Below are 12971 nucleotides of genomic sequence, written 5' to 3' on the forward strand. Positions count from 1 at the left end.
GTCATGGCGTCCGTCGACAGCGAGGTTTCGCGCGGAACGCAATTGCTCCTTTCCACCCAGGCTGAGGTCGCGGCGGGGATCGACCGATTGTTTGACCAGTTGCTGGCAGTGCCTTCTGATCCGCGCGGGCCGCTTTATGAAGCGATGCGCCATGCCGCGGTCGCGGGGGGCAAGCGGCTGCGCCCTTTGCTCGTCCGCGCGGCGGGCGACCTGTTCCATGTCGATCGCAGGCTAAGCTTGCGCGTCGGCGCGGCGGTCGAGGCGATGCACGTCTATTCACTGATCCACGACGATCTGCCGTGCATGGACGATGACGACATACGCCGCGGCAAGCCGACGGTGCACAAGGCGTTCGACGAGGCGACCGCGGTGCTTGCGGGCGATTCGCTCCACGCGCTGGCATTCGAGTGGCTGTGCGATCCGGTAACGAGCGCCGACCCGTTTGTGCGCGCCGAGCTTTGCTGCGAACTCGCGCGCGCCGCGGGCCCCGCAGGCATGGCGGGCGGGCAGATGATGGATCTCGCCGCCGAGACGGCGAATTTCGACCTGCCGACGGTGACCCGGCTCCAGCAGCTCAAGACCGGCGCGCTGATCGCTTTTTCGGTCGAGGCGGGGGCTATCCTCGCGCGCATTCCGCCCGACAGCCGTACGCCGCTGCGCGGTTATGCGCGCGATATCGGGCTCGCCTTCCAGATCGCCGACGACATCATGGACGTCGAGGGCGACGAGGCGCTCGCGGGCAAGGCGCTGCACAAGGATGAAGCCGCGGGCAAGGCGACCTTTGTCACCTTGATGGGGCTGGAGCGCGCGCGCGAACAGGCGGGGCTGCTTGTCGAACAGGCGATTGCGCATCTTGCGGGCTTCGGCGAAGAGGCGGCGCTGTTGCGCGCTATCGCGCGTTATGTCGTGGAAAGGGACCGTTGATGCGGGTGGGGGTTTATCCGGGGACGTTCGATCCGATCACGCTCGGGCATATGGACATCATCCGGCGCGGCGCGAAGCTGGTCGATCGGCTGGTCATCGGGGTGACGACGAACATCGCCAAGTCGCCGATGTTCGACGACGACGAGCGCATCGACATGGTGAAGGCCGAGGTTTCTTCGATCGATGGCGATATCCGCGTCGTCGGTTTCAATGCGCTGCTGATGGATTTCGCCGAGCGCGAAGGGGCCACCGTGATCATCCGCGGACTACGCGCGGTCGCCGACTTTGAATATGAATATCAGATGGCAGGGATGAACCAGCAATTGAACGACCGGATCGAAACGGTGTTCCTGATGGCCGATGTAGGCTTGCAGCCGATTGCTTCCCGGTTGGTCAAGGAAATAGCGATCTTCGGCGGCGACATCCGCAAATTCGTGACGCCCGCGGTGCGCGAGGCTGTCACGACGCGCATCGCCGAGCGCGGCCTTCGCCAAGGCGACGCGTGACACCATCCATTGAGCGTTCAGCTTTTTCCGGCTAGGGCGCGCCGGACGGGGCGCAATTCCGGAATGCTATACAGAGGCCGATCCAGTATGAAATCTTCCTTCCGTCCCATGATTCTCGCGGCGATGGCGTTCGGTCTCGCGACTGCGGCGGTGGCGCAGGAAGCGCCGCCCGCACCCTCGCCCAACCCCGAGACGAGCCAGCCGGCGCCGCCGGTCGAAACCCCGGCTCCGGCGCCCGTCGACACGGCCCCCGCGACCGCACCGGCAGCAGAGGGAACGCCCGCAGTCGAAGCGCCTGCGGTGCCCGCGATGACGCCCGATCAATATATGGGCGTCCCCGAATATATGCTGAACCTCGACCTTTCGACGGGCGGCCGGGTGGTGATCCAGCTCTATCCCAACGTCGCGCCGAACCATGTGGAGCGTGTGAAGCAGCTGGCGCGTGCAGGCTTTTACGACGGGATCAAGTTTCACCGCGTTATCGACGGCTTCATGGCGCAGACGGGTGATCCGACCGCAACCGGACAGGGCGGATCGCAACTTCCCGACCTCAAGGCCGAGTTCAATCTGACCCCGCATCTGCGTGGAACATTGTCGATGGCGCGCGCGCAGAGCGAGGATAGTGCGAACAGCCAGTTCTTCATCATGCTCCAGCCGCGTTTCTCGCTCGATCGCCACTACACCGCCTTCGGCCGCGTCGTATCGGGCATGCAATATGTCGATGCGATCCATAAGGGCGAGCCGCCCGCGGTCATGTCGCGCATGGTTCAGGTGTCGGTCGCGGCCGACAACAAGCCGATGCCGCCGGCTTCGATGCTGGTCGAGACGGTGCCTCCGCCGGCGGTTCCCGCACCGGTCAGCGTCGACGAACTCAACGCCCCGATCAGGCAGTAAGCGCGGGGACGCGCCCGAAGACGATGCGCGTCGACGCCTTCGATTTCGATCTGCCGAACGAACGTATCGCGCTGCGCCCAGCGCGGCCGCGCGATGCCGCGCGTATGCTGGTGGTCCACGGCGGGAACATCGCCGATGCCGGGGTGCGTGACCTGCCGACATGGTTGCGCGCGGGCGACTGCCTCGTCTTCAACGACACGCGCGTCATTCCCGCGCAACTCGAAGGCCGCCGGGGGGATGCGAAGATCGGCGCAACGCTGCACAAGCGGATCGACCTGCGCCGCTGGCAGGCGTTCGTGCGCAACGCAAAGCGGCTGCGCGTCGGCGAGACGGTCGATTTCGGCGCGGGGGTCGAGGCGCTCGCCGAGGAGCGGCTGGCCGACGGCAGCTTCATCCTTGCCTTCGGGGGCGACGAGCCGGTCGAACTGCTGCTCGAGCGGGCGGGCACGATGCCGCTACCCCCCTATATCGCAGGCAAGCGCCCGACCGACGAAGATGATCGCAGTGACTATCAGACGATGTTCGCGCGCGAGGATGGCGCGGTCGCGGCGCCGACCGCGGCGCTGCACTTCACCCCCGAACTGCTCGGCGCGCTCGCCGCGGCGGGTGTCGCGACCGAGACGCTGACGTTGCACGTCGGCGCGGGCACCTTCCTGCCGGTGAAGGCCGATGACACCGACGACCATGTCATGCACGCCGAATGGGGGCGGATCGAGGCCGACACCGCCGCGCGCCTGAATGCGGTGCGCGCGGCGGGTGGGCGGGTGATCGCGGTTGGCACCACCAGCCTGCGCCTGCTCGAAAGCGCGGCGCAGGACGACAGCACGATCGCGCCCTTCGCGGGCGACACTGCGATCTTCATCACCCCGGGATACCGCTTCAAGGCGATCGACGGGCTGATGACCAATTTCCATCTGCCACGCTCGACGCTCTTCATGCTCGTCAGCGCGTTGATGGGGCTGGAGACGATGCAGGCGGCTTACGCTCACGCCATCGAAAGCGAATATCGCTTCTACAGCTACGGCGACGCGAGCCTGTTGCTGCCGTCCGCGCGCTGAGCAAAGGGGCCGGCACGGGTCCGAACATCGCGGATGATCGCCCTATTTTTCGCGCAACGACGAAATAGGAACATATGGCGAACATTTTCGCTTTCCTACATTATTCCGGCACCATAGCCTCCCCGACATCCGAAGCGAAAAGGCGCCCTTCGGGCGCGAATCAGGGGAAAGCCGATGAAGAAATTTCGTCTGCCGGTGCTGGTGCTGGCGTTGCTGGGGATGGGGCCGGCGGCGATGTCCGCCGAGACGCTTGCCTACAGCTATGATGCCAAAGGCCGGCTGGTGAAGGTCGTGCGCACCGGCAGCGTGAACAACACTGTCACCGTCGAATACGAGCATGACAAGGCCGACAATCGCACGCGATTGAAGACGACGAACTCGCCCAATCCGCCGCCGTAAGGCGCGTCGTTCGACTCGATGAAATAGCCTTTCCAACAGAGGAATTTCCGACATGCAAACATCACGCAAACCGGGCGCCCGCCGCGCCCGTCGCTTTCTGTCGTCCGCCGCATGGCTGCCGTTCGCGGTGCTGGCACTGGGCCTGCCCTCGCCGGTTCGGGCGCAAGACGCACCCGAACCCTATCGCAACGATGACGTCTATGGCGTTGATCTGACCACTGGTAGTTTCAACGTGAAGCTTCTTGAAGGTAGGATCGGTCCTAGCGATGGCGGTGTAACGTTGGTTCGTTATTCGGGCCGTGGCGGCTATGAAAATAACTGGACCGGAGTACTTAATCGGACCAACGTGGACGGCCAAACGCGTATTAACATCAGTTTCGGAAATGTGTCTGCCAAGTTTACTCTTGGCTCCGGAGGAGTGTGGACTTCGGACAAATCTGATGGGGCGACCCTCACCGAAACGGTCTATGATCAAACGTACAGGGCGGAATATCTTTATCGGGCAGCTGACGGAGCCGAAGTTGTCTTTAAAACGACGCCTTTCATCTCGAACATGTATCCGACTACCGGCACTGTCACATATAATTGCGCACGAGGCCCTGCGTCGCATTGCGCACTGCCCGTCTCGATGAAGCAAGCAGATGGACAGAAGTTCATCCTGTCCTATGACACGAGCTATAGCTGTTTGCCTGGACCGGTGGGCTCGCAAAATTGCTCGGTCGGCGTTGCCCATGGCGCACAGGTTTCATCTTCTTCTGGTTATGCTGTCTCCTTCGGTACTTCCGGAGCCACTTTATTCCATCCCGATGAAAGAACCTGCGCGGGGTTTAGCTGCACCTTCCCGCCTGACACGCCTCGCGTGACATATGCTTATCCAACTACCAACGTCCTCGAGGTCACGACGACGAACGGCGAGATATGGCGCTTTACCAAAGGTACAAGCGGGACCGGAAACGGCCGTATCGTGGGTATCCGGAGTCCAGGCGCAACCAGCGATACGACGGCGATCGCCTATGACAGCAGCGGCCGGGTCACGTCCATCACCGAAGACGGCGTGACGAAGACCTATAGCTGGGGGACGTCGGGCGGAAATACGGTGGTCAATACGACCGAAGGCGGAACCGACACGGGTCAGGTGGTTTCGAATCCGGCCGTGGGCCAGCCCACGAACGTGACCAATGGCGCTGCGCAGACTATTACTTACCAATATGACACGTCGGGCCGTCGTACGCGGACGACGATGCCCGAGGGAAATTACGTCCACACGACCTACGATGCGCGCGGCAATGTGACCGAGACGCGCGCGGTCGCGAAGCCGGGAAGCGGACCCGCTGATATCGTCACTACGGCAAATTTCGACGCGGCTTGCACCAATCCGGTCAAGTGCAACAAGCCGAACTGGACGCAGGACGCGCTCGGTAACCGCACCAACTATACTTACGATCCGACGCACGGGCAGGTGACGAGGGTCCAATTGCCTTCTCCGACCGCCGATGCAGTTGGAGCCGAAACCGGCGTGCGGCCTGAAATCAACTATGGGTACACCGGCATATCGGTCGCGAGCGGCACCGTGCATAAGCTCACGCAGATCACGACCTGTGCGACCGCGGCGACTTGCAGCGGTACGGCGAACGAGACGAAGGTGACGATCGGTTACAATGATCGATTGCTGCCAACGACCGTTACAACGGCTGCGGGCGATGGCTCGATCAGTTCGACCACCACCTATACCTATGACTGGCTGGGCAATGTCACCAGCGTTGACGGTCCGCTCGCCGGAACTGACGACACGACCTATTATTTTGGCTCGGCCGACTTACCAGCGGGCATCATCTATCCCGATCCCGACGGTGCTGGCCCGCGTCCGCGACGGGCGGAGCGGCGAAATTATGTGAATTGGACGACGCTCGAGTCGATCTCAATCGGCACAGTTACGGGTACAGCCCTGACCGACTTGACCGGCATGACCGCGCAGCAGACGATCAGCTACACCTACGACAGCAACAAGAATATCGTCAAGGACGTGACCTCAACCCCGTCGGGAACGGTGAGCGTCGTCCAGCACAGTTATGACGCCAAGAAACGGCGGACATGCACCGCGCTGCGCATGAACCCCGCGACGTGGAGCGCACTGCCCGCCAGCGCGTGCACCGCGGCGACGGCGTCGGCGACCTATGGCCCCGACCGCATCACGCGCACCAGCTATGACGCCAACGATCGCGCGACCAAGGTCGAAACCGCGGTTGGCACGGCCGCCGCCGCCGACGAACTGCGCGCAGCTTATACCGCGAACGGGCAGATCGACCATGTCATCGACGCCGAAAGCAACCGGACGAGCTATATCTACGACGGGTTCGACCGGCTGTCGCAGACGCGCTATCCCTCGGCCACCAAGGGTGCGAACAGCAGCAACGCGAGCGATTATGAGGGGCTGAGCTATGACGCGCGGAGCAGCGTGACGCAGCGCCGCCTGCGCGACAACACGGCGGTCGGATACAGCTACGACGATCTTGGCCGGCTGACCGGCAAGGACCTGCCGGGCAGCGAGCCCGATGCGACCTATGGTTATGACCTGCTGGGCCGGCCGGCGACTGCGGTGCAGGATGGCCAGACACTCTCCTTCGTCCATGACGCCTTGGGGCGGAAAACCGGCGAGAGCATTCCCTATCTGGGTGCGACGGGTTACGCCTATGATGCGGCCGGGCGGCGGACCAGCATGAGCTATCCGGGCGGCGTGCTGACGGTCAATTACGACCATGATGTCACGGGCAATGTCACCGCGATCCGCGAAAACGGCGCGCCATCCGGCGCGGGCGTGCTCGCGACCTATGCGTTCGACGATCTGGGACGGCGTATGAGCGTGACGTTCGGCAACGGCAGCACGCAAAATTTCACCTATGATCCCGCGTCGCGGCTGGAGACGTTGACCAATAATCTGGGTGGGGCGGTGACGACGCACGACCTGACGCAGACATTCGCCTATAATCCGGCGAGCCAGATCGCCAGCGTCATGCACAGCAACGACGCCTATGCGTGGCAAGGCCATTATAACGTCGATCGCGCCTATGTCGCCGACGGGCTCAACCGCATCATGAGCGCGGCTGCCACGAGCATCGGCTATGACGCGCGCGGCAATCTGTCGATGTCGGGCAGCGACAGCTACGGTTATGACAGCGAAAACCGGATGACGGGCGCGCCCGGCGGCACGACGCTGCACTATGATCCCGCGGCCCGGTTGAAGCGGATATATTCGGCCGCGGGGGGAACGACCTGGTTCGGCTATGACGGTGTCGACCGGACCATCGAACTGGATGTCGTCGGCACGGTGCTGCGCCGCAATGTCCACGGCCCCGGCATCGACAATCCGATCGTCTGGTACGAGGGCGTGGGCCTCGGCGACCGACGCTTCCTGATGGCCGACGAACGCGGCAGCGTGGTGAGCGTCACCGACAGCGCCGGCGCGACGGTGGGGCTGAACAGCCATGACGAATATGGCAATCCGGCGCCGGGCAATGTCGGGCGGTTCGGCTATACCGGGCAGACGTGGCTGCCCGAGCTGGGGATGTGGTATTACAAGGCGCGGATCTATTCGCCGGTGCTCGGGCGGTTCATGCAGACTGATCCGATTGGATATGGCGACGGGATGAACTGGTATAACTATGTCGGTGGGGATCCGGTGAATTTTGTGGATCCGTTGGGTCTAAGCTGTGATAATCCCGGAAATGGGGATTATTGTGACCCGTACAATCCGGGTGACGATGGTCCAGAAATAAGCGTGATCGCCAACTGCAAGAAGGGTTGGACCTGCTCTGGAAAAGTAATTTGGTACCATATGGAACCTATATCTTTTGATCTGAGATATATAAATTACTCTTGCAATGCGGGCCGTCTTGTTTGTGAGCGAGAAAAGCCGAAGTATTGTTCGTCAACCACTTATCAGGTTGGAGATCTCATAGATGACGTAGGTGGTGCCATTCAAGGAGCGGGGGCTGCTACCGTCGTGGCTGGAGGTGTGATCGGCGTCGCGACGGCATTTACTGGCGTTGGGGTCGGCGCTGGTGGTGGAGTGGCGGGAGTCGGCGGGACGATCTACACAGGCGGGACCGCCGTATCTGCGATCGGTAATGCAGTTAAATATGCAGGCGGTCAAAGTGGAGAGTTAACAGCCGCAAAAATGATAAGCCTTCCGATCGTTTATAAACTGAATGCCGTGCCGGGAATCATATCGGATAAAGTTCTATCGGAAACCATAGATGGGGCTTTGAGTGACCCTTGTTAGGAGCGGAAATTTGAATAATATTATTAAAAAATATATAATGTACGCTAGTATATCTTCAATTTTATTTATATTAAGTATATCTCATTTTTTTCGTTCAGATAAAAGTGCAGAAATTGTTTCGGTTTTTTCATCTATGATTATGTTTTTAATTATTCTATTATGCATTAAATACATAGTTAAGAAATTTCCGTAAGAGCATTTGGAATTACGGTGACAGGTGCAACAATCCCCCATTGACGCGGGGATTGGGGCGCCTGTCGCCTGATTCCAACCAGCCGCGCGTGATTGATCCATTGCGGCGCCACGTGATTGACGGGCGCTCGCAGTGTCCCCACCATGCCCATGGCCCGGCTGCGCCGCATCGTCCTGCCCGGCATTCCGCATCATGTGACCCGGCGGGGCAGACCTCGAGAGCACTTGTTACGCGCCTCACTCCTCACCCCAGCCGGCCCGCATACACCCCCATCGCCGCGGCAATGAACTCCGCGCACCCCGGTAACTCGGGATGGTCATAGGTGCCGCGGAATTCGGAGTTGTCGGCATAATAGCGGCCAAGGCGCCTGAACGCCGCGGCGTCGGGGGTCCAGCTGTGCGAGACCCAGCGATAATGGCGGCCGGTCACCTCCTGCACCGCGTCGGACGCGGGATCGGCGCCTTCGCGGAACAGGTGCTGGAAATCGGCGCGGATCGCTTCCATCTCTTCTTGGATCGCGGCGACCTGTTCCTTGCTGAAGCTTCGCGCCTTTGCCGCTGCCGCCGCGACGGCATCCTTGCCCCAGAAGGCTTCGGCCTCGCGCTGCCAGCGGTCGCGCGTTTCGGGGGCGATGCCGGCGTAATAGTCATTGTCTTCCATATGCTCGTCCTTTTCCAGTGATGCGATCGTGCGATCGATGGTGTGGATGAGGGTGCGGTAGTGGTCGATCCGGCCTTCGAGTGCCGCGCGGTGCTGGCGGAGCGCCGCGAGCGGGTCGAAGCCGGGATCGTCGAGCACGGCGGCGATCTCCGCCAGCGGCAGGCCGAGCTCGCGGTAAAAGAGGATCTGCTGCAGCCGCAGCAGTTCCTCCTTGCCGTAATAACGATAGCCATTGGCGCCGACATGGCCGGGCTTCAGCAGTCCGATCGCATCATAATGATGCAGCGTCCTGACGCTGATGCCCGCCGCTCTTGCGACTTGCCGAACCGTCCGCATTGCCGTCTCCTCATCGTGCGGACAGGCCTGTCGGGGATAACGCGGCGTGAGGGTCAAGCGCTTTTTTGCACGACCCGCGAACGATCCTAATATTCGATCGTGATCCGGACCTTGTCGGGTTCCACGCCTGCCAGGGCGGCGATTTCTTCGCGGCTGGTGTCGACCAGTGCCCGGATTTGCTTCGACGTCGCCGACGGGTTGCCGTGCGCCGCCGCGGCGTCGCCGATCAGCAACTCGCGTTCCGACATGCCGAAGGCGTCGGCCAGCGCGATCAGGTTGCTGCGCCGCGGGACGGTCTTGCCGCTTTCCCACGCCCAGATGCTCGGCTTGCTGAAGCCTGTCCGCACGGAGAGTTCGGCGCGGGTGAGGCCGCGTTCCTGCCGGAGCCGAAGCAGTCGCGCCGCGAGCATTTCGTCATCGGCAGGAAGGTGCGCGGGGTCGACGTCGTCGGGAAGCGGATTGCGAAGCTGCGCCGCACTGAGCGCGGCGCGCGACAGCGGCCGGTCGAAACGGCATCCTGCGAGCGCCTCGCTGCGCCATACGATGGTCGCCGCGCAGTCGGGCGCTTCAGGCAGTTCGACGATGATCCGTTGACCGATCGCGAGGTCGGACACGGTTTCGATCAGCATGCCGGTTGCCGACAGATTGTGGACTACCACGACAGCCCCCTCGTCGCCATCGAAGGACCCGGGGGCTTCAAATCGCATGTGCATGCGGGCGGCCGCGCGCGTGTCGTCGGCGCCCTGTTCCTGTTCGATCATCGCGTGAATGGGCATGGACCAGCCCTATGCGGGGCAATCGGTTGTCGAGTGGTTAAAGGCGCGGGCCGCATCGCGGGGCCATGCGCGGTCCGGCACATGGCAGCAAGGTCGGTTTACCCGATCGCGGGCCGAACCGTGCGCTGATTGCGGCGGGCCAGTTTTGCGATTTTTCCCGGATTTTGGCCGCTGGCGGGCCTTTTGATTAACTTAAACCAAATCATTAGGTTAAGTTTTGACGTGCCGCTGTCCCGATTCTGAACGCCAGTGGCCCCATTGTCCCGGTAGCGCCGGCGGGATTAACCTTCGACAGGTGCGAAAAATCGCGGATTTCTTTGCAAGTTGAATGGCATCGTCGATGCGGATTTTCGGTTGACGCCCATTTTGAGGGTGTGAACCCCTCTTAATCCATGTACTAAGTTTTTCTTAACGGAGGGGGGTGAGTCGGGTCGCGACTCCCCGGGCGTCGGGGGATGCCCAATGGTTATCCGCAAAGCGGGGCCGGAAACCGTTTGGTTTTTTGGGGGGTTGTGACATGAGGTTCATGCTCTTTGCGCTTGCGGCGGCGGCTTTTGCTGTGCCTGCGAACGCCAGCGAAATCGAGAATGTCCGGTCGTTCGACATCGCGGTCAGCGGTTCGATTCGCCAGCATTGCGCGATGGGTAGCATTCAGAACATGGATTTCGGCAACCTCGAACGCCGCGGTCTCGCTATCCAGACACAAGTCGCCTTCGACTGCAACGTCCCCTTCACGATGATGATCAAGGGGGCGCGCGGCGGACTTACGCACACGAAGATGCCGAACGGGCAGGGCCCGTATGCCGGCGTGTTGCCCTATAGCCTGGCCGTCGAACTGCCCGTGCGGCATCCGGCCGCCGAAATGCTCAACCGGTCATTCAACAGCCACCAGCTTCAGGCCGGCGGTGTGATTTCCAGCAACGGCGGCATCGCCACCGACGGCATGGTCCTTGCGGTCCAGCTTGGCACGCCATCGGGCGAAGCGGGGCTGCTCGCCGGCGAATATTCGGAGACGATCACGATAACCGTTTCTCCGATCTAATGAATTCGTCCGCGGGCGAACCGCGGGCGGTAGCCGGAAGGGCAGGCACCGCTGCTCTCCCGGTCTCCGACCAGAACGGTGCAGGTATTAGGCCGCAGTCCGGCAAATGGGCCGGGGCGGTATAATAGAGGGAAGAAGATTTATGAAGAAGATCCTTTGCGGCGCCGTTGCCGCTATCGCTCTCGTCGGCGCCGCAGCGCCCGCCGCCGCGCAGACCAACCAGCGTCACTATGCCGGCGTCATCGCTGGTATTCCCTACACCTCGACCAACCCGGGCGGTCTCGCCACCATCGGTCTCGAACTCGGCCTTCTGGGCGGCATCGGCACGCGCTACACCGCGCAGGCCAATGCTCCGGCCAGCACCGGCACGATCGACGACGAAGTCACCGTCGCCTTCACGCTGACGGGTGAAGTCCCGCAGGATTGCTCGTTCTATTCGGGCAACAACAGCGCAGCGCGCGACATCGATTTCGGCGTGATCGGCATCCGTGGCGGCGACAATGAAAACGTCGGTTCGGCCTTCGAAATGACCGGCCCGGCCGTCGCCAACATCGAAACGCTGACTGCTGGCTGCAACTTCAACAACGAAGTCAGCATCCAGAAGACCAACGGCGTCAACGGCCTCGTCAACGCGGCTGCCGGCGGTTACGACACCGACGAATTCCAGGCGAACATTCCGTACAGCGTGAATGCAAGCTGGACCGGCGTTGCGTACAACACCGTGACCACGGGCACGCCGCAGTCGCTGGCCGTTTCGACCTCGCAGCCCGGCGCGACCAAGCTGCAGGGTGCATGGCGTTCGGACATGGACATCAACATCAACGCTCCGGCGATCACCAGCAAGGGTCTGGTCGCTGGTCAGTATTCGGACGTCGTGACGCTGAAGCTGACCGCGCTCTAAGTTGATGCTGTGAATATGGGAAAGGGGGAAGAGCGATCTTTCCCCTTTCTTTATGAATAGGGAATATGCCGGAAACGGCGGGGGATGGGATTATGACGGCATTGGCGATGTTGAAGCGTCGTGGGCGCGCTTTGCTGGCGATTTTTGCCGCACTTGCGGTGCTCGTCAGTCCGGCCTTGGCCATGCGCGTCTCCCCGATGGTGGTCGAGATGGAATCGCGCGGCAGTTCCGCCGTCGCCCGCATCGAGGTCCAGAACATCAACCCGGGCAATCTGGCTTTCCAGACCCGCGTCTTCCGCATGGAATTCGACAAGGATGGAAAGGTCGTCGAAACCCCGGCCGACGACCAGTTCCTGATCTTTCCGCCGCAGGGTGTGCTCGCTGCCGGCGGCCGTCAGGTCGTGCGACTGCAGTGGGTTGGCGATCCCGAACTGGCCGCATCGCAAGCCTATTATGTTTCGGTCGAGCAATTGCCGGTGGCATTCGAACCCGGTGCCACCGAAACGGTGGGTGCTCAGGTCCAGGTGCTTTACAATATGCGCGCGCTGGTCGTGGTGGCGCCCCCGGGGGCAAAGCCGCAGGTCAAGGCCACCTCGGTAAAGGCGGTTACGTATCAGCCCCCGGCGCTTCCCGGCGCGACGGACCTTCCGCCGATGCAGGACGGGCTTGAAATCACGCTGCGCAACGATGGCCGCCGCCACGCGATGATGGCGAATTTCGGCTGGCTGCTCGAAGGCACGGACAAGGACGGAAAATGGCTGCGGGTCGACATCTCGCCCGAAGAACTGACCCGCGCTGTCGGCACGGGCTATGTTCCCGCCCAGGGTGAACGCGTTTTCCGGATTCCGGTCCCCGGTTTCGGGCCCGGCCCCGTGAAGCTGTCGTTCAAGCAATGAGGAGGGGACTCGTCCTTTGCTCGGTGGCGCTTCCGGCCTTATGCGCCGGCACGGCGGCCGCGCAGGTTTCCATTCCGCTGCCCCAGAGTCAGAAGACAACGCCGCCG

The 12971-nt window shown here is 62.1% G+C and carries 11 protein-coding genes; 9 read left to right on the forward strand and 2 right to left on the reverse strand.

Annotated elements, in window-relative coordinates:
• The first annotated feature begins 3 nt into the window (after nucleotides 1-3).
• The 6 genes from VN047_RS04725 to VN047_RS04750 all read left to right on the forward strand — a co-directional run bounded on the left by VN047_RS04725 (nucleotide 4) and on the right by VN047_RS04750 (nucleotide 8060).
• Nucleotides 4-924: a farnesyl diphosphate synthase gene (locus VN047_RS04725; protein ID WP_325540536.1), complete on the forward strand. Its 921-nt coding sequence runs from the start codon at nucleotides 4-6 to the stop codon at nucleotides 922-924.
• On the forward strand, nucleotides 924-1430 hold the full coding sequence (gene coaD / locus VN047_RS04730; RefSeq protein ID WP_325540538.1) for a pantetheine-phosphate adenylyltransferase: 507 nt from the start codon (nucleotides 924-926) through the stop codon (nucleotides 1428-1430). The genes VN047_RS04725 and coaD overlap by 1 nt, the downstream gene beginning before the upstream one ends.
• Nucleotides 1431-1517: 87 nt before the next feature.
• Nucleotides 1518-2324, forward strand: a complete 807-nt coding sequence (locus VN047_RS04735; protein WP_325540540.1) for a peptidylprolyl isomerase — start codon at nucleotides 1518-1520, stop codon at nucleotides 2322-2324.
• 23 nt (nucleotides 2325-2347) lie between these two features.
• Nucleotides 2348-3382 (forward strand): tRNA preQ1(34) S-adenosylmethionine ribosyltransferase-isomerase QueA, encoded by a 1035-nt coding sequence (queA, locus tag VN047_RS04740; protein ID WP_325540542.1) that lies wholly within the window; start codon nucleotides 2348-2350, stop codon nucleotides 3380-3382.
• A 174-nt stretch (nucleotides 3383-3556) separates the two neighbouring features.
• Nucleotides 3557-3781 carry an RHS repeat domain-containing protein gene (locus VN047_RS04745; RefSeq protein WP_325540544.1) on the forward strand — a complete coding sequence of 75 codons (225 nt, stop codon included), beginning with the start codon at nucleotides 3557-3559 and terminating at the stop codon, nucleotides 3779-3781.
• Between the two features lie 127 nt (nucleotides 3782-3908).
• Nucleotides 3909-8060 (forward strand): RHS repeat-associated core domain-containing protein, encoded by a 4152-nt coding sequence (locus tag VN047_RS04750; protein WP_325540546.1) that lies wholly within the window; start codon nucleotides 3909-3911, stop codon nucleotides 8058-8060.
• A gap of 436 nt (nucleotides 8061-8496) precedes the next feature.
• Here VN047_RS04750 and VN047_RS04755 read toward each other — a convergent pair whose 3' ends face one another.
• Nucleotides 8497-9249 carry a MerR family transcriptional regulator gene (locus tag VN047_RS04755; RefSeq protein WP_325540548.1) on the reverse strand — a complete coding sequence of 251 codons (753 nt, stop codon included), beginning with the start codon at nucleotides 9247-9249 and terminating at the stop codon, nucleotides 8497-8499.
• Nucleotides 9250-9335: 86 nt separating this feature from the next.
• On the reverse strand, nucleotides 9336-10025 hold the full coding sequence (locus VN047_RS04760; protein ID WP_325540550.1) for a helix-turn-helix domain-containing protein: 690 nt from the start codon (nucleotides 10023-10025) through the stop codon (nucleotides 9336-9338).
• 517 nt (nucleotides 10026-10542) lie between these two features.
• Between VN047_RS04760 and VN047_RS04765 the strand changes: the two genes are divergently transcribed.
• From VN047_RS04765 to VN047_RS04775, 3 genes are all read left to right on the forward strand, one after another.
• A complete protein-coding gene (locus tag VN047_RS04765) occupies nucleotides 10543-11067 on the forward strand; it encodes a hypothetical protein (protein WP_325540552.1) in 525 nt (174 codons plus the stop codon).
• A gap of 142 nt (nucleotides 11068-11209) precedes the next feature.
• Nucleotides 11210-11968, forward strand: coding sequence for a hypothetical protein (locus tag VN047_RS04770; protein ID WP_325540554.1), 759 nt, complete (start codon nucleotides 11210-11212; stop codon nucleotides 11966-11968).
• Between the two features lie 107 nt (nucleotides 11969-12075).
• Complete coding sequence (locus tag VN047_RS04775; RefSeq protein ID WP_325540556.1) at nucleotides 12076-12864, forward strand: fimbrial biogenesis chaperone; 789 nt, start codon at nucleotides 12076-12078, stop codon at nucleotides 12862-12864.
• Nucleotides 12865-12971: the final 107 nt, after the last annotated feature.

This window comes from Sphingopyxis sp., from assembly GCF_035565275.1.
Taxonomy (GTDB): Bacteria; Pseudomonadota; Alphaproteobacteria; order Sphingomonadales; family Sphingomonadaceae; genus Sphingopyxis.

Excerpts from the sequence above, each read along its gene's own strand:
- VN047_RS04725 (WP_325540536.1), top strand. The coding sequence starts at position 4 with ATGGCGTCCGTCGACAGCGAGGTTTCGCGCGGAACGCAATTGCTCCTT.
- VN047_RS04745 (WP_325540544.1), top strand. The coding sequence starts at position 3,557 with ATGAAGAAATTTCGTCTGCCGGTGCTGGTGCTGGCGTTGCTGGGGATG.
- VN047_RS04760 (WP_325540550.1), bottom strand. The coding sequence starts at position 10,025 with ATGCCCATTCACGCGATGATCGAACAGGAACAGGGCGCCGACGACACG.
- VN047_RS04755 (WP_325540548.1), bottom strand. The coding sequence starts at position 9,249 with ATGCGGACGGTTCGGCAAGTCGCAAGAGCGGCGGGCATCAGCGTCAGG.
- queA (WP_325540542.1), top strand. The coding sequence starts at position 2,348 with ATGCGCGTCGACGCCTTCGATTTCGATCTGCCGAACGAACGTATCGCG.
- VN047_RS04735 (WP_325540540.1), top strand. The coding sequence starts at position 1,518 with ATGAAATCTTCCTTCCGTCCCATGATTCTCGCGGCGATGGCGTTCGGT.
- coaD (WP_325540538.1), top strand. The coding sequence starts at position 924 with ATGCGGGTGGGGGTTTATCCGGGGACGTTCGATCCGATCACGCTCGGG.
- VN047_RS04775 (WP_325540556.1), top strand. The coding sequence starts at position 12,076 with ATGTTGAAGCGTCGTGGGCGCGCTTTGCTGGCGATTTTTGCCGCACTT.
- VN047_RS04770 (WP_325540554.1), top strand. The coding sequence starts at position 11,210 with ATGAAGAAGATCCTTTGCGGCGCCGTTGCCGCTATCGCTCTCGTCGGC.
- VN047_RS04765 (WP_325540552.1), top strand. The coding sequence starts at position 10,543 with ATGAGGTTCATGCTCTTTGCGCTTGCGGCGGCGGCTTTTGCTGTGCCT.